The sequence below is a fragment of the Bradyrhizobium sp. 613_E4_N2_2 genome (genome assembly GCF_052075995.1).
GTDB classification, from domain to species: domain Bacteria; phylum Pseudomonadota; class Alphaproteobacteria; order Rhizobiales; family Xanthobacteraceae; genus Bradyrhizobium; species Bradyrhizobium barranii.
Genome location: NZ_CP197234.1, coordinates 2,943,350 through 2,968,117, shown reverse-complemented (window position 1 = coordinate 2,968,117; position 24,768 = coordinate 2,943,350). Strand labels below are relative to the sequence as shown.

The following is a 24,768-nucleotide window of genomic DNA, read 5'->3' as shown; positions in this document are numbered from 1 at the left end:
TCACGGCCCGGTCCTGCCCTAGCGCATGATCCGCCAAAGTGTAAGCGGTTTTGGGATCGGCGCTGTCCCGGCTTTACCTGCAGGTCCGGAGCGGGTAACCGAACCGCCACATCAGCACGTTCCCGGTCCTATTAACGAATGAATAAAGATTCGCAATTTGGTCAAGATGCAGATCGGAGCGACACACGCCCGATCCTGATCATCCCCTATATGTGGATCGGCGATTTCGTCCGGAATCACACCGTTGTCCGGGTCCTGAACGAGCGCTGGCCCAACCGGCCGGTCGATCTCCTCACCACCTCCCTCTGCGCCCCCCTGGTCGATTACATGCCCGGCGTGCGCGATGGCATCGTGTGGGACCTGCCGCGCAGCCGGCTCGCCGTAGGTCGCCAGCTCGGCCTGGCGAAGCTCCTGCGCGAGCGGAATTACGGGACAGCTCTGGTGCTGCCCCGGACCTGGAAGGCGGCCATCGCGCCCGCGCTGGCCGGGATTCCGGAAAGGGTCGGCTTCGTCGGCGAGTTCCGGTTCGGCCTGCTCAACCGCTGGCGCTGGGGCGAGAAGAAGCTGCCCCGCTTCATCGACAAGAACGCCGCCCTGGCCCAATCCGATGGCGCCCCCCTGCCCCCGGAATGGCCGGTGCCGCAATTGCGGGTCCCGGCCGAGGACATCGTCCGCTGGCGGCAGGCCAATGGCCTCAGCGCCGGGGCGGCGGTCGCGCTGGCTCCCGGCTCAGTCGGCGCCTCAAAGCGCTGGACCTATTATCCGGAGGCTGCCCGCTTGCTGGCCGAGCGCGGGCTGGAGGTCTGGGTGGTTGGCGGCCCCGCCGAAAAGGGCCTCGCCCAGGAGATCGTCGCCGCCGGCGGTCCGGGCGTGCGGGACCTCACCGGCACCGATCTGCGCAACGGCGTCCTTGCCATGGCCGCGGCCGGCGTCGCCATCTCCAACGATTCCGGCCTGATGCACATCGCAGCCGCGCTCGGCACGCCCACCATGGGCATTTTCGGCCCGACCAGCCCCTATCTCTGGGCTCCCCTCAACGGCCTCGCCGCGACCGTGGTCCAGGACAAGAGCGTGCTCTCATGCCAGCCCTGCCAGAGCACGATCTGCAAGATGAACGACCACCGCTGCATGCGGGATATCGCGGCTTCCGAGGTCGTGGCGATCGCGCAGCGGGTGCTCGGAGTGTGAACTCATTGACGCCATGCGTTGATCGGGCAACTGGCAGCGAATCCACCAGCAGGTCTTTCCGTCCGCCAGTTTTAGTCAGTGACGTTGTCAGTTCATTCGCGGGATAAGGCTGCGTCGCTGCCGCTTGTGAAGGCTGAACCAAGATCACGTCGACAAAGACGAATCTTCATCGAGATTCGAACAAGAGGTTCGCTCCTCAAACGTCGCTCGATACATGCCTCTTGAAAATTTTACACAGTTATGGAGGTAGCCCCATGCCGATCGTTCAATTCACTCGCTTCAAGACCGACAAGCCCGAGGAAATGATCAAGATCGTCAGGCAGGCGAAGAAAATCTTTGAGAAACACGGCGCCGAATTTCTTCGGCTCTCCCGCTTCCACACTGGCCAGTGGGCAGGAGAGTTGCTGGTTGCGACGCGCTATTCCAATTGGGAAGTTTACGGCAAAGTGCAGGAAGCCGTGGCAAACGACCCGGAGTTCGCGCAAGTGCAGGCTGACGGAATGAAGATTTCCCAACTACAGGGCCGCAACATCGCCGTTAGCATCGATCTCTAGCTGGGGCGCCGCCCCGCAAGCCACTCAAGCGCGGAGGCCGCCGGACAAATGCGGCGGCCTTTCCAGCGCTGACAGATCGCACTCGTCATCGCGCTACGCTGCGCTTTGCCTCAAGCAGACGAGCGCTCTGCAGAGCCTATTGACTTAGATCAACAACAGCTTCGCCAGTTCGCCGCACCCAAATACTGCTCAAGACCGATACAAAGGGGCGCGTCTTGCTGCGCCCCATCGGCGTCGAAGAGGCTGATTTGGCAGTATTGACCATTTAGTCGGAGAGTTTCATGAGGACCTTCAATCCTTTGGTGACGTTGGTACTTCTCGTGACGCAATCGGCCTCGATTCAGGCTGCGGATTTGAACGGAGCTTGGACAATCGACGCCTCGGCCTGTGGCCAAATATTCACCAAAGAGAACAACAGGCTTGCCTTCAAGAAAGATGCTGATCTACACGCGGGCGGTTTAATCGTCCAGGGAAGGCAAGTAACCGGCACATTTGAAAAATGCACGGTCAAATCGTTGCGCGATGACGGGCCGAATATGCGAATAATCGCGTCGTGCTCGGACGGCGTCGCGATTTCAGACGTCGCATTCGACCTGACATTCTCCGGAGAGAATAATATCACACTCAGCTCCAAGGAGCCGGTGCCAGTGCAAATGCCGTATGTGCGCTGCCCAATGTGAAGTCGACCGCGACGGTTTGAAGGAACCTGGATGGATGATCCGGGTATCGCAACTGCGGCCGATGATGACATCGTGCCGCTGTTTTGCCCGACGTGTCAAACGGCCTCGTAAAATCCGCAACGCATCGCACCGGCCGTCAACCCGTTGATTCCGCTGGCACCGGCTACTTTGCATGGGGTTGTTTTCGAGATTTTTGTTTGCGGTCGCGAAAGCGGCAGTTCAGAGCAGCGGACGATAAACGTCGCCGATCCGCGCCGCTTCGGCATCGAGGCTGAACTTCGCCAGCACCCGTGCCCGCCCCCGCGCGCCCATGGCGAGCGCGGCGTCCGGGTCGCGCATCAGCGGTTCGAGCGCGGCGGCCAACACATCAGCGTCACCAGTCGGGATCAGCACACCTGTCGAGCCGTCCTCGACCACGAGCGCGGCCGCACCGGCGCGCGCGGCGACGAGCGCGCTGCCGGCCGCCATCGCCTCGATCAGCGTCAAACCAAAACCTTCGTTGCGCGAGGTGAAGGCGTAGATCGTCAGCCGCTGATACCAGCGCTGCACCGCTTCGATCGGCAGCTCGCCGGTGATGACGATGCGGGACTGCAGGCCGGCGGCATCGATGCGTTTCTTCAGGTCGTTCGCGAAGGGCATTTGCTCCGGCGTGACCTGTCCGACGATGACTGCGGTGAAATCCGGATAGCGCGGCAGCAGGCGACACATCGCATCGACGAACACATCCGTGCCCTTCTGCGCGCGCACGCGGCCGAAGCAGCCGATCGCGTAGCGGCCCGGCAGCGCGGCTTCCGCAAAGGCCGCGGCGCGATCTGGCGGCGGCGCATAGACATCAGTGTCGACGCCGTGCGGGATCACCGTCGCCTTCACCTTCAGGAACGAGGCCGAGATGTCTGATGTCGCGATGATCGCGTCCATGCGCCGGATCAGCCAGCGCGTGATCCAGCTGTGATGCCGCTGCGCGGCCGACGTGAACACGAGTTTCAATGGCCAGCCGAGCGCGCGCAGCAGGACGCCCGCGATCATCTCGTTGTTGCGCCGCGCGTGCCAGATCAATGGCGTCTTGCGGCCCCATAGCCTGAGGAAATCGGCAGCGCTCAGCCGCGAAATCCCCTCCGGCGCATCCGAGCCGAACCATGCGGCGCGATAGAGCTTCGCCAGCCGCGGCGCCACCATCCGGTTGGTCGCGGTGACCCCGGAATAGCGCCTGTGCAGATTTGGCACGATCACTTCGAGATCGCCGGGGGAATTCGCCACGTCATGCTCCGTTACGGAAGCCCCCTATACGCAACATTAAGCATAGTGACCAGTTCAGGGCTGCCGAAACCCCCTCTTCACCGCGCAAACGTTAACGTGGCGCGTTGATCGAAGACGGGTGAGATCATGACTGTGCTAGTCACCGGCGGCGCCGGCTATATCGGAAGTCACACGGTCCTGGCGCTGGCGGAAGCCGGCGAGGACGTCGTCGTGATCGACGATCTCTCGACCGGTTTCTCGGCCTATCTGCCCGAGGGCGTGCCGCTGTTCATTGGCGACGCCGGCGACGAGAACCTGGTCGAAGGCGTGATCGCCCAGCACAACATCGAGAGCATCATCCATTTCGCGGGCTCCGTCGTCGTGCCGGAGTCGATGCGCGATCCGCTCGGCTACTACCGCAACAACTTCATGACCGCGCGCAACCTGCTCAACGTCGCCGTCAAGCGCGGCATCAGCCGTTTCATCTTCTCCTCGACCGCGGCCGTCTACGGCAATCCGGACCTGGTACCGGTGCCCGAGCACGCGCCGACGCGGCCGCTGTCGCCCTACGGCTCGTCGAAGCTGATGACCGAGATCATGCTGCACGACGTCGCCGCCGCCTACGGCATGCAATACGTGACCTTGCGCTATTTCAACGTCGCCGGCGCCGATCCGCAGGCGCGCATCGGGCTGGCCACCGTCGGCGCCACGCATCTGCTCAAGATCGCCGTCGAGGCCGCGACCGGCCAGCGCGCCAAGATCGACGTGTTCGGCACCGACTACCCGACCCAGGACGGCAGCTGCATCCGCGACTTCATCCATGTCTCGGACCTCTCGCAGGCCCATCGCTCGGCACTCGCTTACCTGCGCAATGGCGGCGCCTCGACGACGCTCAATTGCGGCTATGGCCGCGGCTATTCGGTGCTGGAGACCATCGACGCGGTGCGCCGGGTTTCGGGGCGCAGCTTCGCCGTGCAATACGCCCCGCGCCGGCCCGGCGACATCATGACCATGGTCGCCGACACCAGCCGCATCCGCGGCCTGCTCGACTGGAAGCCGCAATACGACGACCTCGAGACCATCGCGGCCCACGCGCTGGCCTGGGAGGACAAGCTGTTCCGCGAGCGCCATGGCGAGCTCCGCCACGCCGTCTCGGCCTAGATTCCATCCCAGCGCAAGCCCTTAATTGGGCTTGAAAAGCGCGGCTTTAGCGGGCACAGAGGCCCTTCGATCCCTGACGCGCGGGCAGGCTTTTCCTTGCCCCGTCAATGGACACCGGATGGCCCAGTTTCCAAAGAAAATCACCGACGATCCCTATACAGCGGCAGTCCTGATTCGCCGCCTGGTCACGGAACAGGGGATCATCTACTGGCGGCGTTACCTCGTCGCCTTCGCGCTGATGGCGCTTGCCGCCGGATCGACCGCGGGCGCGACCTACGTGCTCGGCCAGGTCATCAACCAGGCCTATGTCGACAAGAACATCCCGGGCATCGCGATGTTCTCGGGCATCACGGTGATCCTGCTCTTCATCAAGGGCGTGGCGACCTACGGCCACATGGTGATCCTGACCAAGATCAGCAACGCCATCCTCGCCACCAACCAGCGCCAGCTGTTCGCCAAGCTGATGCGCGAGAGCGTCGGCTTCTTCTCCGAACGGCATTCGTCTGAATTCCTGGCGCGGCTGACCGCCGGCGCCAAATCCATCACCGACGTGCTCAACATGCTGGTCAACGCTGTCGGACGCGACCTCATGATGCTGCTCGCGATGATCGGCGTGATGGTGTGGCAGGACCCGGTGATGTCGTTCATCGGCCTCGTCGTGGTGCCTCCGGCGATGCTGGTGCTGCGCAAGCTGGTCAAGCGCATCAAGGGCCTCGCCTTCAACCAGTTCACCGGCACCGCCGACATCTTGGAGACGATGCAGGAGTCGCTCCAGGGCATTCGCACGGTGAAGGCATTCACGCTCGAAGATACCATGCAGAAGCGCATCGACGAGAACATCGCGATCGTCGAGCGCAACGCCAACAAGATGGCCCGCGTCGCCAACCGTTCCAACCCGCTGATGGAGATGCTCGGGGGCTTCGCGGTCGCCGGCTGCCTGCTCTACGGCGGTTACAGCGTGGTCGCGCTCAACGCCACGCCCGGCGCGTTCTTCTCCTTCATGACCGCGTTCCTGATGGCAACCGAGCCGGCCAAGCGGCTGGCACGGCTCAACATCGATCTGAACAGTCAGCTAGTCGGCGCGCGCATGCTGCTCGAGGTCGTCGACAGCCCGGCGAGCGAGCATTCCGACGACGACAAGCCGGCGCTGAAGCTGTCTGAAGCGAAGATCGAGCTGCGCGACGTCAGCTTCTCCTACCGGACCGGCGAGACCGTCCTCAACCGCATGTCCTTCGTTGCCGAGCCCGGAAAAGTCACCGCGCTGGTCGGCCCCTCCGGCGGCGGCAAATCGACCGTGCTGGGGCTGCTGCTGCGCTTCTACGAGGTGACGCAAGGCGACATCGTGATCGACGGCCAGTCGATCGGCGCGGTCTCGCGCAAATCGCTGCGCGCGCAGACCGCCTATGTCGGCCAGGACGTGTATCTGTTCCGCGACACCATCCGCAGCAACATCGCCTTCGGCAAGCCCGGCGCGAGCGAAGAGCAAATCATTGATGCTGCGAAAGCCGCCTGCGCGCATGATTTCATCATGAGCTTCCCGCTCGGCTACGACACGCCGGTCGGCGAGCACGGCACGCAGCTCTCCGGTGGCCAGCGCCAGCGCATCGCGGTGGCGCGCGCGCTGATCAAGAACGCACCGATCATCCTGCTGGACGAAGCCACCGCCGCGCTCGATTCCGAGTCCGAGCGGCAGGTGCAGGAGGCGATCGAGCATCTCTGCCATAACCGCACCACCATCGTGATCGCACATCGGCTGCACACCATCATGCACGCCGACGCGATCCTGGTGGTCGAGGGCGGCGAGATCGTCGAACAGGGCCGGCATGACGAGCTCTTGCGCCGCTCGGGCCGCTACGCCTCGTTCTTCCGCCTGCAGCACCACGACGCCGGCGCTCTGGCGCCGATCAGCGCAACCGCATAGAGTTTCCTTCACCCCACCAAGAGCAGCGAGACCGCTCCATGAACGCCGCCTCCTACGTCATCCCGCTTCCGCCCCAGGCTTCGCTTCCCGTCGTCGGGGAGAGCGGCCGTTATCCCGTGCGCCGCATCTGGTGCGTCGGCCGCAACTATCTCGAGCACATCCGCGAGATGGGCAACGACGAGCGCGCCCCGCCGTTCTTCTTCGCCAAGCACGCCGACATGCTGGTGCCCGATGGCGCCACCATTCCCTATCCGCCGCTGACCAAGGATTTGCATCACGAGGTCGAGCTGATCGTCGCGATGAAGAGCGGCGGCCTCGCCATCCCCGCCGACAAGGCGCTCGACCATGTCTACGGCTATGCCGTCGGCATCGACCTCACCCGCCGCGACCTCCAGATCGCCTCGCGCAAGAAGGAGCGACCGTGGGAGATCGGCAAGTCGTTCGACGGCTCGGCCCCCTGCTCCGCGGTGCAGCCGGCCTCGAAGATCGGCCATCCCGCCAAGGGCAAGATCTGGCTGACGGTCAACGGCAAGGAAGCCCAGAAGGGCGATCTCACCGAGCTGATCTGGAACGTGCCCGAGATCATCTGGCAGCTCTCCCAGCAGGTGAAGCTCGCCGCCGGCGACATCATCATGACGGGCACGCCGGCCGGCGTGTCGCAGCTCCAGCCGGGCGACAAGCTCGAATGCGGCGTCGACGGTGTCGGCACGCTGAAGGTGAGCATCGGCCAGCCGGAGTAGGCTGAACGACATCTGGAAATCGAAAGGCCCCGGACATGTCCGGGGCCTTTTGCATTCTACCAGGCCTTCACCGGCCGATTGGCGTGGCTTGCCTGCGGCACACCGCGATTGAGCGACATGTGCGAATGCACGCACAGCCAGCCATCTCCATTTTTTGAAAACACCATCGTCGCCCGACCCGGCCGCGGAAACGAACTGCCATCGGGATGGTAGCCCGTGCTCGTCCACGGCGCGACCACCGTCGCCATCGTGCCGTCGGGGGATGCCAGGATCGAGACCTGGTCGAGGACGAAGCGGAAGTCGGTCGTCTTCGGCCAGACGTTATTCCATTGCGTCGTAACCCACTGGTCGAGCCCCGGGATGACGTCGTTATGCGTGCCGAAAGCGAGCACGTCCGGGTGAAACAGCGGCCGCGCCGAGGCGTAGTCGACCTCGCGGACATAGCCTGAGAAGGTATCCATCCACTCGCGGAAGAATTGCACGATCTCGGTGTTCGCAAGTGGCAACGGGGCCATTGCCTGCTCCATGTTTGGCCGCTAAATCGCGGCCACCTTGTTGCCATGGACTGAAGTGTGCGGCAAGATTCGCGGTCGAGGCTGAAGGGTCCGCCGCAGAGACTGCATCAGAAAACGAGAGGATGTCTCGGATGTCGAACACGATCACGGAGCTCGAGGGGCTGCTGATGCAGCGCTCGCTCACCGACCCACAGCTTGTGGCCGCAGCGGAGAAGGCAGCGGACTTCCGCATCCTCCCCGATGCAACCGTCATCAAGATCGGCGGCCAGAGCATGATCGATCGCGGCCGTGCCGCGGTCTATCCAATCGTCGAGGAGATCGTCGCCGCCCGCAAGGCGCACAAGCTCCTGATCGGAACCGGCGCCGGCACCCGTGCGCGGCATCTGTATTCGATCGCCGCCGGGCTCCGGCTGCCGGCCGGCGTGCTGTCGCAGCTCGGGGCTTCCGTCGCCGATCAGAACGCCGCGATGCTCGGGCAGCTGCTGGCCAAGTACGGTATCTCCGCCGTCTCCAGCGCCGGGCTGTCGTCCGTGCCGCTGTTCCTCGCCGAGGTGAGTGCGGTAATCTTCAGCGGCATGCCGCCCTATAGCCTGTGGATGCGGCCCGCGGCCGAGGGCGTGATCCCGCCCTATCGCACCGACGCCGGATGCTTCCTCGTCGCCGAGCAGTTCGGCTGCAAGGCGATGATCTATGTGAAGGACGAGAACGGCCTCTACACCGCGAACCCCAAGACGTCGAAGAACGCCACCTTCATCCCGAAGATCTCGGTGGCGGAGATGAAGGCCAAGGGCCTGCAGGATTCGATCCTCGAATTCCCGGTGCTCGATCTCCTCACCTCGGCGCGCCATGTCCGGCAGGTGCAGATCATCAACGGCCTCGTCCCCGGCAATCTCACCCGCGCGCTTGCGGGCGAGCATGTCGGCACCATCATCACCGCGAGCTGAAGAGAGCACCGTCATGGCTGATACCAACCAGATCAAGCACGTCGCCTCGCCGCTCGCGCGCCAGACTCTGCTCGACAGCGATCTCACCCGCCCCGTTGCCGGCAACCGCCCGATCAAGCTGCTGCCCTGGCTGCAGGTCATCAAGATCGGCGGCCGCATCATGGACCGCGGTCACGAAGCGATCCTCCCGCTCGTCGACGAGCTGCGGTCGCTCTTGCCGGAGCATCGCCTGCTCATCCTGACCGGCGCCGGCATCCGCGCCCGCCATCTCTACAGCGTCGGCCTCGATCTCGGCCTTCCCGTGGGTTCGCTCGCACCGCTCGCCGCCAGCGAGGCCGGCCAGAACGGCCACATCCTGGCAAGCCTGCTCGCACCGGAGGGTGTCTCCTATGTCGAGCACCCGACCATCGCGAGCCAGCTCGCCATTCACCTCCAGGCGGCGCGCGCTGTCGTCGGCAGCGCGTTCCCGCCCTACCACCATCATGAATTCCCGACCGCGCGCATCCCGCTGCATCGGGCCGATACCGGCGCCTTCCTGCTCGCCGACGCGCTCGGTGCGGCGGGCCTCACGATCGTTGAAGACGTCGATGGCGTCTACACAACCGATCCCAATGGCGCGGATGGCAAGAAGGCCGAGCTGCTGAAAGAGACGAGCTTTGCCGATCTTGCGAAGCTGAAGGGCACACTGCCGTTCGATCCCGCGCTGCTCGAGGTGATGGCCAACGCACGACACATCGCGCGCGTGCAGGTCGTCAACGGTCTCGTGCCGAGCCGGATCAGCGCGGCGCTGCGCGGCCAGCATGTGGGGTCGATCATCAACACTGGCGCGAAGCCGGTGTGAGGCCGCAGCAACGTCCGCAAAAACAAACCCCGGAGCGTTGCTCCGGGGTTTTTCGTAGGGCGGATTAGCGCAGCGCCGACATTACGATGAGGCCGAGGATCAGCGCCGTCAGCGAATATTTCAGCGTGTAGTAGACGTTGCGGTTCCACTCCTTGACCTTGCGGCTGCCGAGATGGATCTCATAGAGCTTGCCGAACACCTTGTTGAGCACGCCAACGCTCTCGCCGTCCACGTTCTGAGTCGCCGACGCCTTGACGATGTGATGGCTGACCCAGCGGTTGATCGCGGTCATGAAGCCGTACTTCATCGGGCGCTCGACGTCGCAGAACAGGATGATGCGGTTGACGTCGGTCGCATTCTCCGCGCTGTGGATGAAGGTCTCGTCGAACATGAAGGCCTCGCCGTCGCGCCAGACACATTCGACGCCGTCGACGAGGATGCGGCACTTGTTCGAGTTCGGCGTGACGAGGCCGAGGTGATAGCGCAGCGAGCCGGCGAACGGATCGCGGTGCGCGCCAAGCTTGCCGCCCGGCGGCAGCATCGCGAACATCGCGCCATGCACGCTCGGGATCGACTTGAGCAGCTCCACCGTCTTCGGGCACAGCGTGTTCGCCGACGGCAGGAAGTCGTCATACCATTTCAGGTAAAACCGCTTCCAGCCGCTCTTGAAGAACGAGTAGAAGCCCCAGTCGTTGTTCTTCGCGGCCGCGCGAATAAAACCTTCGTCGAACAGGCGCACCGCCTCGTCGCGAATGGTCTCCCAATTCTCGCTGAGTGGCTTCAACTCCGGAAACTGATCGACCGGGATCACCGGCTTATTCGGCACGGCCGAGCCCGCATACATCAGCACGTTGTAGGGCGCGAGATAGGTCGAGTGATCGCCGAGCTGGCGCGCGAAGCGCAGTCGCTGCTTGCCGCGGAAGTGAACGTAAATGGTCGAAGCCGCGAGCACATAGAGAATGACAAGTTGCGGCGCAAAAAGCTGTTTCAGCATTTCCCCAAATCCCGAGTGACCCAGCCGGGGACGTGATCTACTCCGACCCGGCCCGAGCTGCAAGATATTGGCGTGCATCCTGAGGCTGTTCCGCAGGTTGTGATTGGGACGTCCCGAGCCGTGCCGCGCACAATTTGAAATCGTAGCCGACCCGCCGCCAATCCCCGCGTTGCGGTCGGTTTGCGGCGTGCTATCCTGGTTCCAGGGTTGGAAAATCGGGGTGCGTCTTGGGGATGTGGCGGTCGTTGGCGGGCTCCGCGCTCGCGCTGGTTCTGCTTGGAATATTCGCACCCGTGAACGGCCAAGGCACTTCGCCGTCACCCCAAGGCGGCAAGCCTCCGGATCCGGAGCTGCGCGGCCAGTGGCTACGGGTCGGGCAGACATTCGCCTGCAAGGTCGAAGCCGGTAAGCGCATCACCCCGCCCGATCCCGACGTGCTTAGCTTTGCCTGCCAGCGCATGGGCGCGCTCGGCGTCGGCATCTCGGAGACCTCGCTCAAGGCCGTGCTCGGCGAGCCGCACCGCAAGCTGCCGCAACCGAACAACGCGACGGCCTATGTCTACTTCCTCGGCAAGACCGGCGAGTTTCCCTATCTTGCCGCCATCGTGAAAGCGAACCGCACCGTCGCGCTCCAGATCAGCGGCGAGGCACCGGTCGCCGCGTACAGCTTCAACCGGGTCAATCTCGGCGACAGCACCGACAAACTGATGGCGCAGTTCGGCGGCCCATTCCACGTCGGGCCCAGCGGGCTGGAGAAAACCGAGCTCTGGACGTACGAGCCATGGCCCTTCTCATTCGAGGTGCGGCAGGACCGCGTCACCTCGATCCGGATCAGCGATCCGACCAGCAAGTAGATTCGATTGCCGATCAAGCCCGGGACAGCGCCTGCAGGCCTTTGAACGTGAGGCGCTTGGGGTCGGTGACGCCGGCGAGATAGAGCCGGCGGATAAAGGCGATGACGGCGTCGCGGTCGCAATCGGTCAGCGCGACGACGGCGTCGACCGCAATCTTCTGGGCTTCCATTGGGCTCACCTCGGCCTTGCGAGTAACCCCGGCCGAGACAGGCTAGGACTCATCCGTTAAATCGGCGTTAACCGTTCTGGAACCATCGCCGATTCAGCCCGGCGGCCGTATACGCAAAACAACGCATTGGCAGTCGCCGCGCGGCCGCAATGTCTAGCGTGCACCGAGGCTCTTCTTGAGCTGCGCAAAGTGCTTCTTCAGCCGGGGCACTGCGAAGTCGGTGAAGGCCCGTACCTTGGGTACCGCGAGCCGGCCCTGCGGGCAGATCAAATGCGCGGGCATCTCCGGATCCTCGTCGCCGGCCAGCACGATCTCGAGCTCGCCGCGCGCGACCTGCTCGGCCACCTGGTACGAATACATCCGCGCCACGCCGCGCCCGGCAACCGCGGATGCCACCGCCGCATAGGTGCTGTTGACGACGAGTCGCGGTATGAACTGGACTGTCCTGGCTGCCGATGAGCCGGCCGGTGGCGCAAAGGTCCAGGAATTGGGCAGGTGCGCCATCGCCACGATCTGGTGCTTGGCGAGGTCGCCGGGTTCAGCGATGCGCGGGTGCTGCTTCAGGTAGCGCGGCGCTGCGACGACGACGCGGCTGATCTCGCCGACCCGCATCGCCACCATCGCCGAATCCGCGAGAGGCCCGATGCGAAGCGCGATGTCGACGCCCTCCTCGATCAGATTGACCGAACGGTCGAACAGCAGGAGCTTTGCCGACACCGTCGGATAGGCGTCGAGAAACGCATCGAGGATCGGCCGCAGCACCATCTCGCCCGAGACCACCGGCGCCGTGATCGTGAGCAGGCCGCGGGGCGCCGTGCGCGGTCCGGCCACGATGTCGTCGGCCTCCTCCAGCTCGGTGAGCACGCGGCGGCAGATCGCAACATAGCGCTCGCCCTCCTCGCTCAGCTTGATCGATCGTGTCGTCCGGTGCAGCAGTTCGGCGCCGACCCGCTCCTCCAGGAAGGCGATGGCGCGGCTGACCGCCGCCGGCGAGCGGCCGAGCTTGCGTCCTGCGGCGGCCAGGCTGCCCTCGTCCACCGCAAGGACGAACACCTTCATCGCATCCAGACGATCCATGCCTACCCGTCGCCCCATCAAATTCCAGTGACAAGCTAGGCGCTTGCCCCCGCCGCGACAACCGCCGCCAAAGGCCGGTCCGGCATTCGTTCGCACCACGTAACAGTGTCTGCCGGACAACGTGTATTCGCAGCCGGGCCGCCGCGGCGTACCTCGGTACGCGAGCCAGCCGCTGCTGGCGCAGGTTCTGAAAGCCAACAACAGGAGTCCGTCATGGGTATCGAGCAGAAGGTCGCCATCATCACCGGTGCATCGCAGGGCATCGGCGCCGCCCTGGTCCAGGGTTTTCGCGATCGCAACTATCGCGTCGTCGCAACGGCGCGTTCCATCAAGCCGTCGGGCGACGATGAGATCCTCGCCGTTCCCGGCGACATCGCCGACCGGGCCACCGCGGAACGCGTGGTCTCGCAGGCCGTCGCGCGCTTCGGCCGCGTCGACACGCTGGTCAACAATGCCGGCATCTTCGTCGCAAAGCCGTTCACGCAGTACACGGCCGAGGACTATGCGGCGGTGATGGGCACCAACGTTGCGGGCTTTTTCCACATCACGCAGCTCGCCATTGCGGAGATGGAGAAGCAGGGTTCGGGTCACGTCGTCCAGATCACGACCACCCTGGCCGATCAGGCCAATTCGAACGTACCGTCGGTGCTGGCCTCGCTGAGCAAGGGCGGGCTGAACGCCGCGACCAAGTCGCTCGCGATCGAATACGCCAGGCGCGGCATCCGCGTGAACGCGGTGGCGCCCGGCATCATCAAGTCGCCGATGCATCCCGTTGCGACGCATGCCCAGCTCGGCGCGCTGCATCCGGTCGGCCACATGGGTGAGATGTCCGACATCGTTGGCGCCGTGCTCTATCTCGAGCAGGCAAGCTTCGTCACCGGCGAGATCCTGCACGTCGACGGCGGCCAGAGCGCCGGCCACTGAGCGCGGAGAAACACCATGCCGATCGTCACCATTCAAGTGACCCGCGAAGGAACGACGCCGGGAGCGGCGTCGCTCACGGCGGAGGAGAAGGCTGCGCTGATCAGGGGATCGAGCCAGTTGCTGCTCGATGTGCTCGGCAAGCCGCTCGATTCCACCTTCGTCGTGATCGAGGAAGTCGACACCGACAATTGGGGCTGGGGCGGCCTGCCCGTGCAGGACTTCCGGCGCCGCCGCGCCGCAAAGACAGGATGATCCGCGCGCCATTGTGTGCGCAGGAGGATGACATGACTGAACTCAATGCAAACACTGGGCACCACGCCCGGCCGCATCAGCGGCCGGGATCGGAATCGCAATCGACTTCGCGGCAGGCTTGGCGGTACGCCGTGGCGGGATTGTCCGCATCACTGGTCGGGCTTGGCCTCGCCCGCTTTTCCTACACGCCGCTGATCCCGGCGCTGATCGCCGCAAAGTGGTTCAGCGCATCCGACGTCGTTTATCTCGGCGCTGCCAATCTTGCCGGTTACCTCGCCGGCGCGCTCGCGGCACGCGCCTTGGCCACTCGCATCGGCGCAGTCCGCGCGCTGCGGGCGATGATGCTGCTTGCCACCCTCTCCTTCTTCGCGAGCTCTAGCCCGGTGTCGTTCACCTGGTTCTTCGCCTGGCGCTTTCTGTCGGGCCTGACCGGCGGAATCATCATGGTGCTGGCGGCCTCCGTCATTCTGCCGCACGTATCGGCCACGAGGCGCGGCATCGGCGGCGGCGTGATCTTTGCCGGCGTCGGCCTTGGCGTCGCTACATCGGGCACGCTGGTGCCGCTGCTCTTGCAACAGGGCTTGCAGCAGAGCTGGTATGGCCTCGGCGTGCTCTCCGCCGTGCTCACGCTCGCGAGCTGGTGGAACTGGCCCGCGGAGGCCAGGAGCGATGCCGCGCCTTCGCACCACGCGAAGTCCCATCAGGCCTCGCCGGCCGTCCGCGCGCTTCTGGTCCAGTATGGCCTCAACGCGGTGGCCCTGGTGCCGCACATGGTCTTCATCGTCGACTTCGTGGCGCGTGGCCTCGGCCAGGGCATTGCCGCGGGCTCGCGCTACTGGGTGCTGTACGGTCTCGGCGCCATCGTCGGCCCGCTCGTCACCGGCCATCTCGGTGACCGCTCGGGATTCGGACCGGCCTTGCGCGCGGCCTTCCTGATCGAGGCAGCCGCCGTGCTGCTGCCCACCGTCAGCACCGCGCCTCTCTCGCTGATCGTATCGAGCGTGGTGGTCGGCGGCTTCACGCCCGGCATCGTGCCGCTGGTGCTCGGGCGCATCCACGAGCTCGTGCCGCACTCGACCGAGCAGCAGCGCGCGACATGGAGCCACGCCACCACGAGCTTCGCACTGTTCCAGGCAGCGGCAGCCTACGGTTTCTCCTGGATCTACGCGCAGACCGGTGGCGACTATCTGGTCCTGTTCGCACTTGGCGGCGCCGCCGTGGTGCTCGCGCTTGCGATCGATCTTGGGCTCGCGCTCACCACGCGCAGGGCATAAAGCGGGCGGCTGCGTGATCAGGAATACTGCATCACGCCGTCGTCGATTTTGCCGAAGCGCAAGGAGACGATGTCGAGCGCGTAGTTCTGGTACAGCCGCCATGGCTGCTTCGAGCCCTGCTTCGGCATCTTCGCGACCGAGCGCTGCACATAGCCCGAAGTGAAATCGAGCGACGGCTGCGCGGTGATTTCAGGGTCGTCATTGTGCGGCATGCACTGACGGAAATTGTGCCGGTCCATGTAGTTGATGAGCCGACAGACATATTCGCAGGTGAGATCGCACTTCAGCGTCCAGGACGCGTTGGTATAGCCGAAGGCCGACGCCATGTTCGGCACGTCGGCGTACATCATGCCCTTGTAGGTCAGCGTGTTGGCGAAATCGATGGCGCGGCCGTCGACGCTGATTTCGAGACCGCCGACGACCTGGAGCACCAGCCCCGTCGCGGTGACGATGATGTCGGCCGCAAGCTCGCGGCCGTCCTTCAGGCGAATGCCGTCGCGCGTAAAGGTGTCGATCTCGTTGGTGACGACGGCGGCGCGCTGCTCGCGGATCGCCTTGAACAGGTCGCCGTCCGGCACGAGGCACAGCCGCTGGTCCCAGGGATTGTAGCGCGGCGTGAAATGGGTCGCGACGTCGTAGTCGGGGCCGAGCGCCATCTGCACCCCCTTGAGCACCAGCTCCTTCACCTTGGCAGGCCGGCGCCGGCTGAGCTGGAAGAAGAACATCCCCCACATCACGTTGCGCCAGCGGATGACATGATAGGCAAGCCGCGTCGGCAGATTGCGGCGCAATTTGTTGGCCACGGGGTCCTGCGCAGGACGCGACACCACATAGGTCGGCGAGCGCTGCAGCATGGTGACCTGCGCCGCCTTCTTGGCGAGCTCAGGCACCAGCGTCACCGCGGTTGCGCCCGAGCCGATCACGACGACGCGTTTTCCTGCGTAGTCGATGTCCTCGGTCCATTTCTGCGGATGCACGATGCGGCCGGCGAAATCCGCCACGCCCGCGAACTCCGGCGTGTAGCCCGCTTCGTATTTGTAGTAGCCCGAGCACATGAACAGGAAATTGCAGGTGAAGCGCACGAGCTCTGTTGCGCCCTCGCCCGTGATGCGCTCGGCCTCGACGGTCCAGCGCGCATCCGGCGTCGACCAGGACGCGCGCTTGACGCGATGATTGAAGCGGATGTGCTTCTCGATGCCGTTCTCGGCCGCAGTCTCGCGCACATAGTCGAGGATCTGCGGGCCATCGGCGATCGCCTTCGGATCGGTCCACGGCTTGAAGGAATAGCCGAGCGTGAACATGTCGCTGTCGGAGCGGACGCCGGGATAGCGGAACAAGTCCCAGGTCCCACCGATGCAGTCGCGGCCTTCGAGGATGACGTAGCTCTTGCCTGGGCACTTGCCCTGAAGATGGTAGCCCGCGCCGATGCCGGACAGGCCGGCACCGACGATCAGCACGTCGAAATGTTCTGCGGCTTTGGCCATGGCGTTCTCCCCGGCACAGGATGGGCGACACCGTGCCGAATTGCAACCGTCAGGCGGTGGCAGCGCCGTAGACAAGGGCTGTGTCGAAATACTCGTAGAATTCCACTGCCTTCCCATCCTTGAAACGCCAGAAATCGACCTTCGGGGTCTCAGCGATCTTCCCGGTCCTTTTGTTGGTCCAGGCACATGAGCCGCGCGCGAAAACAGCGTCGCCCTGCGCGACGTATTCATTCATGGTGTAGTGCTGCATGCTCCAGTCAGCCAGCAGACCGTCGAAATAGCCACGCAGCTGCGCGCGGTCGTCATAACACTTGGCAAAGGGCACCGCCGGAGCCCCCTGCGGAAGCGAGTCGAATTTGATCTGCGGGCCGATGACGCTGTCGAACCAATAGTCGACGCTCCCGCCTTTGCTGTCGTTCCACCGACGATAGGCTTCTTTGAGCAACTGAACGTTGGCTTCGCTGGACATCGCATTCCCTCCATATGCATTTGACAATGAACGTGGGAAACGCGGCCACCCGCTTCAGAAGTGGCGGGCTTGTTTTGGCTCTACCTCCGAGCGTAGCACAATGAGTCTACAAAAAAAGGCCCCGGATCGCTCCGGGGCCTTCGTGTCGCAGCTGGATGCGATCTCAGTAGCGGTAGTGGTCCGACTTGTACGGACCTTCTTGCTTCACGCCGATGTAGTCGGCCTGGTCCTTGCGCAGCTCGGTGAGCTTGACGCCGATCTTGGCGAGGTGCAGACGCGCGACCTTTTCGTCCAGCGACTTCGGCAGCACGTAGACTTCCTTCGTGTACTTGCCGTCCTTGTTGTTGGCGAACAGCTCGATCTGCGCCAGCGTCTGGTTGGTGAAGGAGGCCGACATCACGAAGGACGGATGGCCCATCGCGTTGCCGAGGTTCACGAGGCGGCCTTCCGACAGCATGATGATGCGGTGCTTGTCGGGGAATTCGATCTCGTCGACCTGCGGCTTGATGTTGGTCCACTTCAGGTTACGCAGACCCGCGATCTGGATCTCGTTGTCGAAGTGGCCGATGTTGCAGACGATGGCGCGATCCTTCATCGCGCGCATGTGCTCGATCGTGATGATGTCCTTGTTGCCGGTCGCGGTGACGAAGATGTCGGCGCGCGGAGCGGCGTCTTCCATGGTCACGACCTCGTAGCCTTCCATCGCGGCCTGGAGCGCGCAGATCGGATCGACTTCCGACACCATCACGCGGCAGCCGGCCTGGCGCAGCGACGCGGCCGAGCCCTTGCCGACGTCGCCGAAGCCCGCGACCATCGCGACCTTGCCCGACATCATCACGTCGGTGCCGCGACGGATGCCGTCGACCAGCGATTCACGGCAGCCATAGAGGTTGTCGAACTTCGACTTGGTGACGCTGTCGTTGACGTTGATCGCCGGCCACAGCAGCGTGCCGGCCTTCTGCATGTCATAGAGACGATGCACGCCCGTGGTGGTCTCTTCGGAAACGCCTTTGATGCTCTTGGCGATCTCGGCGAAGTAGCCCTTCGGCTTTTCCTTGAGCTGCTTCTTGAGCAGCGCGAAGAAGACTTCTTCTTCCTCGGAGCCGGGCTTGTCGAGGAACGCGGTATCGCCGTTCTCGGCGCGCAGGCCGAGATGGACGTACATGGTGGCGTCGCCGCCGTCATCGAGGATCATGTTCGGGTGACCGCCGCCGTGCCAGTCGAACAGTTTTGCGGTGTAATCCCAGTATTCGGCCAGCGTCTCGCCCTTGACGGCGAAGACGGGAATGCCGGCGGCGGCGATCGCGGCGGCAGCGTGGTCCTGCGTCGAATAGATGTTGCAGGAGACCCAGCGAATGTCGGCGCCGAGGGCTGCCAGCGTCTCGATCAGCACGCCGGTCTGGATCGTCATGTGCAGCGAGCCGGCGATGCGCGCGCCCTTCAGCGGCTGCTTCGGGCCGAACTCCTCGCGGGTGGCCATCAGGCCGGGCATCTCGGTCTCGGCCAGCGAGAGTTCCTTGCGGCCGAAGTCGGCCAGCGAAATGTCCTTGACGATATAGTCGGTGAAGCCGGGCTTCGCATTCATAGCGGAGGTCCTGTTGTTGAATTGGTCGTCCCGGGTCGCCCTGGAGGGGCGACCCGAAATCTCGACATGATGGATAAGGATCCCGGGTTCGCCGCTGTCGCGGCGCCCCGGAATGACGTTGGTACTTAGACTGCGCGCTTGAGCGCTTCGACGAGATCGGTCTTCTCCCAGGAGAAGCCGCCCTCGTTGTCGGGCGTGCGGCCGAAATGACCGTAGGCCGAGGTGCGCGCGTAGATCGGGCGGTTGAGGTCGAGATGGCTGCGGATGCCGCGCGGGGTGAGATCCATCGCCTTGGCGGCGGCCTTCTCGAGCTGGTCCTCCGACACCTTACCGGTGCCGTGGGTGTCGATGTAGATCGACAGCGGACGCGCGACGCCGATGGCGTAGGCGAGCTGGAGGGTGCAGCGATCGGCGAGACCAGCGGCAACGATGTTCTTGGCGACATAGCGCGCTGCGTAAGCCGCCGAACGGTCGACCTTGGTCGGATCCTTGCCGGAGAACGCACCGCCGCCATGCGGGGCCGCGCCACCATAGGTGTCGACGATGATCTTGCGGCCGGTCAGGCCGGAATCGCCGTCCGGACCGCCGATGTAGAACTTGCCGGTCGGATTGATGTGCCAGATGGTCTTCGGCGTGATCCAGTCCTTCGGCAGCGCCTCGCGGACATAGGGCTCGACGATGTCGCGGATCTGCTTCGACGAGATATCCTCGACCAGATGCTGGTGCGACACGACGATCTCGCGCACGCCGACCGGCTTGCCGTTCTCGTACTGCACGGTGACCTGGCTCTTGGAGTCCGGACCCAGCACCTTCTCGCGGCCGGAGTGACGCGCTTCCGAGATGAGGCGCAGGATCTTGTGGGCGTAGAAGATCGGTGCCGGCATCAGATCAGGCGTCTCGTTGGTGGCGTAACCGAACATGATGCCCTGGTCGCCTGCGCCCTCTTCCTTGACCTCGCCCGGCTGCAGCGCATCGACGCCCTGCGCGATGTCGGCCGACTGCGGATGCAGCAGGATCTCGATGTCGGCCTTCTCCCAGTGGAAGCCGTCCTGCTCGTAGCCGATGTCCTTGATCGCGGCGCGCACGACGCCTTCGATCTGCTCGTTGGTGACGGATGCGGGACCTCGGGTCTCGCCGGCGATCACCACCTTGTTGGTGGTCGCGAGCGTCTCGCAGGCCGCACGGATCTGCCACGGATCGATGCCGGCTTTCGGCCCTTCGCGATAGAACAGATCGACGATTTCATCGGAGATCCGGTCACAGACCTTGTCGGGATGACCCTCGGACACGGATTCGCTGGTGAAGAGATAGGACGCGCGCATCAGTAACCCCTTGTTCCGCCGTTAACCTGGCGGGCGTTTGCGATGTTTAACCTTGGATTATGTCAATCACGCCGTCGCGAGATGACGTAGGACTCGTCGAGAAACCAGAGCCCGTTGTACTTCCGCAGCACGTCCCGGGCGGCATCCAGAGTGCGGCCGTTTTGAGTCATTTCTGTCAATCGGTCGTCCTCGATCTGCGCCACATACACCGCCGCATTCCACGCTGCAAAGGCCGTCGAGGTTCCGATGGTACCCGTCACCTCGTTGGGCAGCGCTTCCATATCATACCTGAAGATCGAACGGTTGTCCGCATAAGCATTAAAATTTAGGTCCCGGCCCAACGACCCAAGCTCGTACTTCACGGCGCGCAATAGCTCATGACGGCTGACCGCGAAAGGATTTTCTCCAGGCCAGATCGCCTGGATCATTTCCATGCCGGGATCGTGACCGTGGGAGTGGATTCCGATCAGCCGCCCGCCCGGCCGAAGCGCCCGCGCCAGCGGTGCAATGATCCGCTTTGCCCGGAAATTGACCGAGGACAGGGCGCGGTAGGGCTGGGATGCAATGACCAGGTCGAAATTGGCCTCGGTCTGGCCCGGCCGCGGAATGGTCGAATCCAGCAGGAACCTTTGGTCCTCGCGGTACAGCACCAGGACGACGGGCCGCTCGTAGAGCGGCATGGCCGTGCGCGGGCTGATCGCGGCGCGCCAGTTCTGTTCCAGGAACGGCCTCAACTCGGCGATCTGCTGCTCGAATTCGCCCGACGAGGCGCCCCGTAGCGGAACCTCGTGCCAGACGGTGGCCGCCGCCGCCGCAGGCGATGCCGGCGTGAGCCAGGGCGCCTCGGAGTAGAACATGTTGGTGAAGACGAACACCGACGCCGGATGCTCGAAAATGCGGTCCGGGACCCTCTCCAGCGTCAGCCGCAGGTCCTCGAGGCTGAGCTCCTTGCCGGCGACGTAGAACGGCATGTGCGGGTAGCGCTGGTGCGTTGCGCGCAGCACCCGGGCCAGCACCGTGCCGTCGCCGACGCCTGCGTCGAAGATGCGCAGCGCCGGCGGGCGCGGATGGATGCTGGCGAGCTCCAGCGCGACGCGCTCGGCGACCACCCGCTTCTCGCTGCAGGTATGGACGAACAGCAGGTATTTTTGCCGGTTCTCGAAGAAGCGGAAATTACCGCGCGGATCGCGTTTTTCCGGCGGCACCTGGAGTCCCCGCGGCGGCGGCAGGCCGCCCGTCGTCGATGCGGCGATATAGGCCTGGATCCGCTCCAGCGTGTCGATCGTGATGCGCTTTCCCTCGCGCAGGCGATGGACCAGCTTCCCATCGTTCACCGCGCGCCGGCCAAACGTCGATTCCGCCATGTCCGCCTTGCGGCAGAACTCGGTGATTTGGCTAAGGATTTCGTCGTTCTTCATGAGTGGGAAAGCGGTGGGCAGAACTGTTGGGACCAGCATCGTAGCAAAATCTGCCCACTGAGGGAATACCCTCTCTTGGCTTTACCCCACGTCCAATGACGAGCGCGTGAACCCCGGCGCACCGCCGGGCAACAAACAAGCGCTTCTCCTTCAAGGGACCATCGCCATGCGCCGCCTGCTCGTCGCGCTCTGCCTGCTCACAGCAACCCTGTGGGCCGCACCCGCCTTCGCGCAGGCGCGGAGCCAGCTCGGGCCGCTCTGCACCACCGACACCACGCCGCCAGACCAGATGATCGACGCCTGCAACAAGATCGTCGCGCTGAAGGTGTTCAAAGGCGAGCAGCTCGCGACGATCTATTTCTGGCGCGCGGTGGGCTGGAACAAGAAGGGCGACTATTCGAAGGTCATCGCCGACACCACCGAGGCGATCCGGCTCCAGCCGAGCCAGGCGGTCTACAATCTCAGGGGATCGGCCTATTACGACAAGGGCGACTACGACATCGCGATCGCCGATTTCGACGATGCGCTGAAGCTCGGCCCGCCTGATGGCACCATCTTCCACAATCGCGGCAACGCGTGGCGCAGCAAGGGCGACTACGCCAAGGCGATTGCCGACTACGACGCCACGATCAAACTGCAGCCCAAATCGACGTTCTCGTTCCAGAACCGCGGCATCGCGAAGGAGGCGCTCGGCGATCTCGACGGCGCGCTTGCCGACATCAACCAGGCGATCCGGCTCGACCCGACACTGCCGCAGCCGCTGATCAACCGCACCGCGATCTGGCGCATGCGGGGCGATCTCGATCGCGCCGTTGCCCATGGCAGCGAGGCGATCCGGCTTGCGAAGGAAAAACCGCCCGTCAATATCATGACGCCGCCGAACAGCGTGCTGATCTCCGGCTATATCCACCGCGCGCTGGCCTATGAGGCGAAGGGCGACTACGCGCATGCGCGCGACGACTACAAGGCGACGCTGGCGATCGTGGCGTCCGATGCCGGCAGCAAGGCCAACCAGGCGACCGCCAAGGTGCGGCTGTCGCTGGTGACGGATGCGCTCACTCCCATCCCGCGCGATGCGCCGTCACCGGTGACGCAGCCGGCCCCGCAGCAAACGGGCGCGGCACCTGCGCCCTCGCCTACCCCGGCGACGCCTGGCAAGCGCCTCGCACTGGTGATCGGCAATGGCGCCTACGCGCATGTCAAGGCGCTGCCCAATCCGGCCAACGATGCGCGCGCCGTCGCCAGGAGCCTGCGCGACATCGGCTTCACGGTGTCCGAGGGCATCGATCTCGACCGCGCAGCGATGCAGAAAGTGACGCGCGACTTCCTGCGCGAGGCGGCGCGGGCACAGGTCGCGTTGGTGTACTATGCCGGCCACGGCGTGCAGGTCGACGGCCGCAACTATCTCATCCCCGTCGACGTCGAGCTCAAGCCCGGCGCGGGCATGACGGAGGCGATGATCGACATGGACACGATCATGGCCGGCCTCGACGACCAGGTCCGCACCAACATTTTGATCTTCGATGCCTGCCGCAACAATCCGATGGCGCAGCAGGTCGCAGCCGCCGGCACCAACCGAGGCATCGAGGGCGCTTCGGGCCTCGCAGCGCCAACGAGCCTGGGCGCCGGTGCAACGCTAGGCGCGGGCACGCTGATCGCGTTCGCCACCGCGCCGGGCCAGGTCGCGCTCGACGGCGAAGGCGCCAACTCGCCGTTCTCCGCCGCCCTCTCCCGCCATCTCGGCACGCCGGGGCTGGAGGTGCAACAGATGCTGACGCGCGTGCGGGCGGAAGTGGTCTCGAGCACGAAGAACAAGCAGGTGCCGTGGTCGAACTCGTCGCTGCTGGGCGAGGTCTATCTGGCGGAGAAGTGAGGAGGGTGAGCGCACTGGTTTTCAAGGGTGCAACGCTGCCCGCCACTCACTCGGTGTCATCGCCCGGCTTGAATCGGGCGATCCAGTACGCCGAGACGTCCGTGATTCACCGAAAAGCCGCGGCGTACTGGATTCCCCGCTTTCGCGGGGAATGACAGCAGCCGCGTGGCAAACTTAGTTGCCCCACACTTCCTTGGCGATCTCGACCGCAAGGCCGAGCTTGGCCCACTGCTCTTCCTCGGAGAGGATGTTGCCTTCCTCGGTCGAGGCAAAGCCGCACTGCGGGGACAGCGCGAGCTGCTCCAGCGGCGCGAATTTGGCGGCCTCTTCGAGGCGACGCTTGATGTCGTCCTTTTTCTCGAGCTCACCGAACTTCGAGGTGATGACGCCGACCACGACGACCTTGTTGCCCTTGGGCAGGAAGCGCAGCGGCTCGAAGCCGCCGGCGCGGTCGCTGTCGTATTCGAGGAAGTAGCCATCGTAATTGGTGCCGGCCAGCATGGTCTCGGCCACGGGCTCGTAGCCGCCCGAAGAAATCCAGGTCGAGCGGAAATTGCCGCGGCAGACATGCGTCGTCACCACCATGTCGGCCGGCTTTTCGGCCAGCGCGTAATTGATGACGCGCGCATAGATCTGCTGGAGACCCTCGGGATTGTCGCCGCGCTCGCGCGCCTTCTTCAATTCGTCCTGCGAACAGAGATAGGCCCACACGGTGTCGTCGAACTGAAGATAGCGGCAGCCGGCATCGTAAAACGCCTTCACGGCCTTGCGGTAGGTCTTGCCGAGGTCTTCGTAGAACGCGTCGAGATCGGGATAGACGTCCTTGGAGATTGCCTTGCGGCCGCCGCGGAAGTGCAGCACGGCCGGCGAGGGGATCGTCATCTTGGCGGTGACGTGGGCCTGGTCGGCGGACTTCTTCAGGAAGCGGAAGTGATCCAGCATCGGATGGTCGTCGGGGAAATCGAGCTTGCCGATCACGCGGACCGCATCATGCCGCGTCTCGACGCCCGCGAACTGGATGCCCGTGTCCGGGTGAAACATTTCGCAGCCGGTGAGCTTGGCCAGGAAGTCAAAGTGCCACCAGGAGCGGCGGAATTCGCCGTCGGTCGCGAGCTTCAGGCCGATCGAGGCCTGCTTGTGCACGACCTTCTCGATCTCCATGTCCTCGATCTTGCGCAGATCGTCAGCCGAGATCTCGCCCTTCTCGAGCCTGACGCGGGCTTCCTTGATCTTGGCCGGACGCAGGAGGCTGCCGACCTCGTCGGCGCGGAAGGGGGCTTTGGTTCGCTGCAT

General features: G+C 64.4%; 24 protein-coding genes. 13 read left to right on the top strand and 11 right to left on the bottom strand.

Features of this window, described 5'->3' with window-relative positions; all coding sequences use genetic code 11:
* The first annotated feature begins 138 nt into the window (after nt 1-138).
* From waaF to AB7290_RS13930, 3 genes are all read left to right on the top strand, one after another.
* Nucleotides 139-1,188, top strand: coding sequence for a lipopolysaccharide heptosyltransferase II (waaF, locus tag AB7290_RS13940; RefSeq protein WP_028153512.1), 1,050 nt, complete (start codon nt 139-141; stop codon nt 1,186-1,188).
* Between the two features lie 254 nt (nt 1,189-1,442).
* Nucleotides 1,443-1,742, top strand: coding sequence for a hypothetical protein (locus AB7290_RS13935; RefSeq protein WP_028153513.1), 300 nt, complete (start codon nt 1,443-1,445; stop codon nt 1,740-1,742).
* Nucleotides 1,743-2,023: 281 nt separating this feature from the next.
* Nucleotides 2,024-2,422 carry a hypothetical protein gene (locus AB7290_RS13930; RefSeq protein WP_028153514.1) on the top strand — a complete coding sequence of 133 codons (399 nt, stop codon included), beginning with the start codon at nt 2,024-2,026 and terminating at the stop codon, nt 2,420-2,422.
* Between the two features lie 219 nt (nt 2,423-2,641).
* Here AB7290_RS13930 and AB7290_RS13925 read toward each other — a convergent pair whose 3' ends face one another.
* Nucleotides 2,642-3,679 carry a glycosyltransferase family 4 protein gene (locus tag AB7290_RS13925; protein ID WP_085405847.1) on the bottom strand — a complete coding sequence of 346 codons (1,038 nt, stop codon included), beginning with the start codon at nt 3,677-3,679 and terminating at the stop codon, nt 2,642-2,644.
* Nucleotides 3,680-3,805: 126 nt separating this feature from the next.
* Between AB7290_RS13925 and galE the strand changes: the two genes are divergently transcribed.
* The 3 genes from galE to AB7290_RS13910 all read left to right on the top strand — a co-directional run bounded on the left by galE (nt 3,806) and on the right by AB7290_RS13910 (nt 7,480).
* Nucleotides 3,806-4,819 (top strand): UDP-glucose 4-epimerase GalE, encoded by a 1,014-nt coding sequence (galE, locus tag AB7290_RS13920; RefSeq protein WP_028153516.1) that lies wholly within the window; start codon nt 3,806-3,808, stop codon nt 4,817-4,819.
* A gap of 118 nt (nt 4,820-4,937) precedes the next feature.
* Nucleotides 4,938-6,740 (top strand): ABC transporter ATP-binding protein, encoded by a 1,803-nt coding sequence (locus tag AB7290_RS13915; RefSeq protein WP_028153517.1) that lies wholly within the window; start codon nt 4,938-4,940, stop codon nt 6,738-6,740.
* Between the two features lie 38 nt (nt 6,741-6,778).
* Entirely contained in the window at nt 6,779-7,480 is a 702-nt protein-coding gene (locus tag AB7290_RS13910) for a fumarylacetoacetate hydrolase family protein (protein WP_028153518.1), read from the top strand.
* A 56-nt stretch (nt 7,481-7,536) separates the two neighbouring features.
* Here the strand turns inward: AB7290_RS13910 and AB7290_RS13905 are convergent, their stop codons facing one another.
* A complete protein-coding gene (locus tag AB7290_RS13905; protein ID WP_028153519.1) occupies nt 7,537-7,995 on the bottom strand; it encodes a YybH family protein in 459 nt (152 codons plus the stop codon).
* Nucleotides 7,996-8,126: 131 nt separating this feature from the next.
* Here AB7290_RS13905 and AB7290_RS13900 point away from each other — a divergent pair, with 131 nt between their 5' ends.
* Nucleotides 8,127-8,939, top strand: coding sequence for an amino acid kinase family protein (locus AB7290_RS13900; protein WP_085405846.1), 813 nt, complete (start codon nt 8,127-8,129; stop codon nt 8,937-8,939).
* 13 nt (nt 8,940-8,952) lie between these two features.
* Nucleotides 8,953-9,780, top strand: coding sequence for an amino acid kinase family protein (locus AB7290_RS13895; RefSeq protein WP_038943690.1), 828 nt, complete (start codon nt 8,953-8,955; stop codon nt 9,778-9,780).
* Between the two features lie 64 nt (nt 9,781-9,844).
* On the opposite strand, the gene AB7290_RS13890 is transcribed toward AB7290_RS13895, so the two are convergent.
* Entirely contained in the window at nt 9,845-10,774 is a 930-nt protein-coding gene (locus tag AB7290_RS13890; protein WP_028153521.1) for an aspartyl/asparaginyl beta-hydroxylase domain-containing protein, read from the bottom strand.
* A 233-nt stretch (nt 10,775-11,007) separates the two neighbouring features.
* Here AB7290_RS13890 and AB7290_RS13885 point away from each other — a divergent pair, with 233 nt between their 5' ends.
* Nucleotides 11,008-11,628: a hypothetical protein gene (locus AB7290_RS13885; protein WP_201266284.1), complete on the top strand. Its 621-nt coding sequence runs from the start codon at nt 11,008-11,010 to the stop codon at nt 11,626-11,628.
* A 13-nt stretch (nt 11,629-11,641) separates the two neighbouring features.
* Here the strand turns inward: AB7290_RS13885 and AB7290_RS13880 are convergent, their stop codons facing one another.
* Nucleotides 11,642-11,797 (bottom strand): hypothetical protein, encoded by a 156-nt coding sequence (locus AB7290_RS13880; RefSeq protein ID WP_014493894.1) that lies wholly within the window; start codon nt 11,795-11,797, stop codon nt 11,642-11,644.
* A 153-nt stretch (nt 11,798-11,950) separates the two neighbouring features.
* Nucleotides 11,951-12,874, bottom strand: a complete 924-nt coding sequence (locus AB7290_RS13875; protein ID WP_028154476.1) for a LysR family transcriptional regulator — start codon at nt 12,872-12,874, stop codon at nt 11,951-11,953.
* Between the two features lie 213 nt (nt 12,875-13,087).
* On the opposite strand from AB7290_RS13875, the gene AB7290_RS13870 reads away from it, so the two are divergent.
* From AB7290_RS13870 to AB7290_RS13860, 3 genes are read left to right on the top strand one after another with little or no spacing between them, the layout of a single operon-like run.
* On the top strand, nt 13,088-13,798 hold the full coding sequence (locus tag AB7290_RS13870) for an SDR family NAD(P)-dependent oxidoreductase (protein WP_085405845.1): 711 nt from the start codon (nt 13,088-13,090) through the stop codon (nt 13,796-13,798).
* 15 nt (nt 13,799-13,813) lie between these two features.
* Nucleotides 13,814-14,050: a tautomerase family protein gene (locus AB7290_RS13865; protein ID WP_028154478.1), complete on the top strand. Its 237-nt coding sequence runs from the start codon at nt 13,814-13,816 to the stop codon at nt 14,048-14,050.
* A 32-nt stretch (nt 14,051-14,082) separates the two neighbouring features.
* Nucleotides 14,083-15,324 carry a YbfB/YjiJ family MFS transporter gene (locus AB7290_RS13860; RefSeq protein WP_085405844.1) on the top strand — a complete coding sequence of 414 codons (1,242 nt, stop codon included), beginning with the start codon at nt 14,083-14,085 and terminating at the stop codon, nt 15,322-15,324.
* Nucleotides 15,325-15,341: 17 nt separating this feature from the next.
* Here AB7290_RS13860 and AB7290_RS13855 read toward each other — a convergent pair whose 3' ends face one another.
* The 5 genes from AB7290_RS13855 to AB7290_RS13835 form a co-directional block, all read right to left on the bottom strand.
* Complete coding sequence (locus AB7290_RS13855) at nt 15,342-16,808, bottom strand: flavin-containing monooxygenase (RefSeq protein WP_028151993.1); 1,467 nt, start codon at nt 16,806-16,808, stop codon at nt 15,342-15,344.
* 49 nt (nt 16,809-16,857) lie between these two features.
* The gene (locus tag AB7290_RS13850; protein ID WP_028151994.1) at nt 16,858-17,277 is read right to left on the bottom strand and encodes a nuclear transport factor 2 family protein; all 420 of its coding nucleotides are present in this window, start codon (nt 17,275-17,277) and stop codon (nt 16,858-16,860) included.
* Between the two features lie 163 nt (nt 17,278-17,440).
* Nucleotides 17,441-18,862, bottom strand: a complete 1,422-nt coding sequence (gene ahcY / locus AB7290_RS13845) for an adenosylhomocysteinase (protein WP_028151995.1) — start codon at nt 18,860-18,862, stop codon at nt 17,441-17,443.
* A gap of 125 nt (nt 18,863-18,987) precedes the next feature.
* Nucleotides 18,988-20,184 carry a methionine adenosyltransferase gene (gene metK / locus AB7290_RS13840; protein ID WP_028151996.1) on the bottom strand — a complete coding sequence of 399 codons (1,197 nt, stop codon included), beginning with the start codon at nt 20,182-20,184 and terminating at the stop codon, nt 18,988-18,990.
* 62 nt (nt 20,185-20,246) lie between these two features.
* Nucleotides 20,247-21,602, bottom strand: a complete 1,356-nt coding sequence (locus AB7290_RS13835; protein ID WP_028151997.1) for a hypothetical protein — start codon at nt 21,600-21,602, stop codon at nt 20,247-20,249.
* 166 nt (nt 21,603-21,768) lie between these two features.
* Between AB7290_RS13835 and AB7290_RS13830 the strand changes: the two genes are divergently transcribed.
* The gene (locus tag AB7290_RS13830) at nt 21,769-23,475 is read left to right on the top strand and encodes a caspase family protein (protein ID WP_085405932.1); all 1,707 of its coding nucleotides are present in this window, start codon (nt 21,769-21,771) and stop codon (nt 23,473-23,475) included.
* A 174-nt stretch (nt 23,476-23,649) separates the two neighbouring features.
* On the opposite strand, the gene AB7290_RS13825 is transcribed toward AB7290_RS13830, so the two are convergent.
* Nucleotides 23,650-24,768 (bottom strand): cobalamin-independent methionine synthase II family protein, encoded by a 1,119-nt coding sequence (locus tag AB7290_RS13825; RefSeq protein ID WP_028151999.1) that lies wholly within the window; start codon nt 24,766-24,768, stop codon nt 23,650-23,652.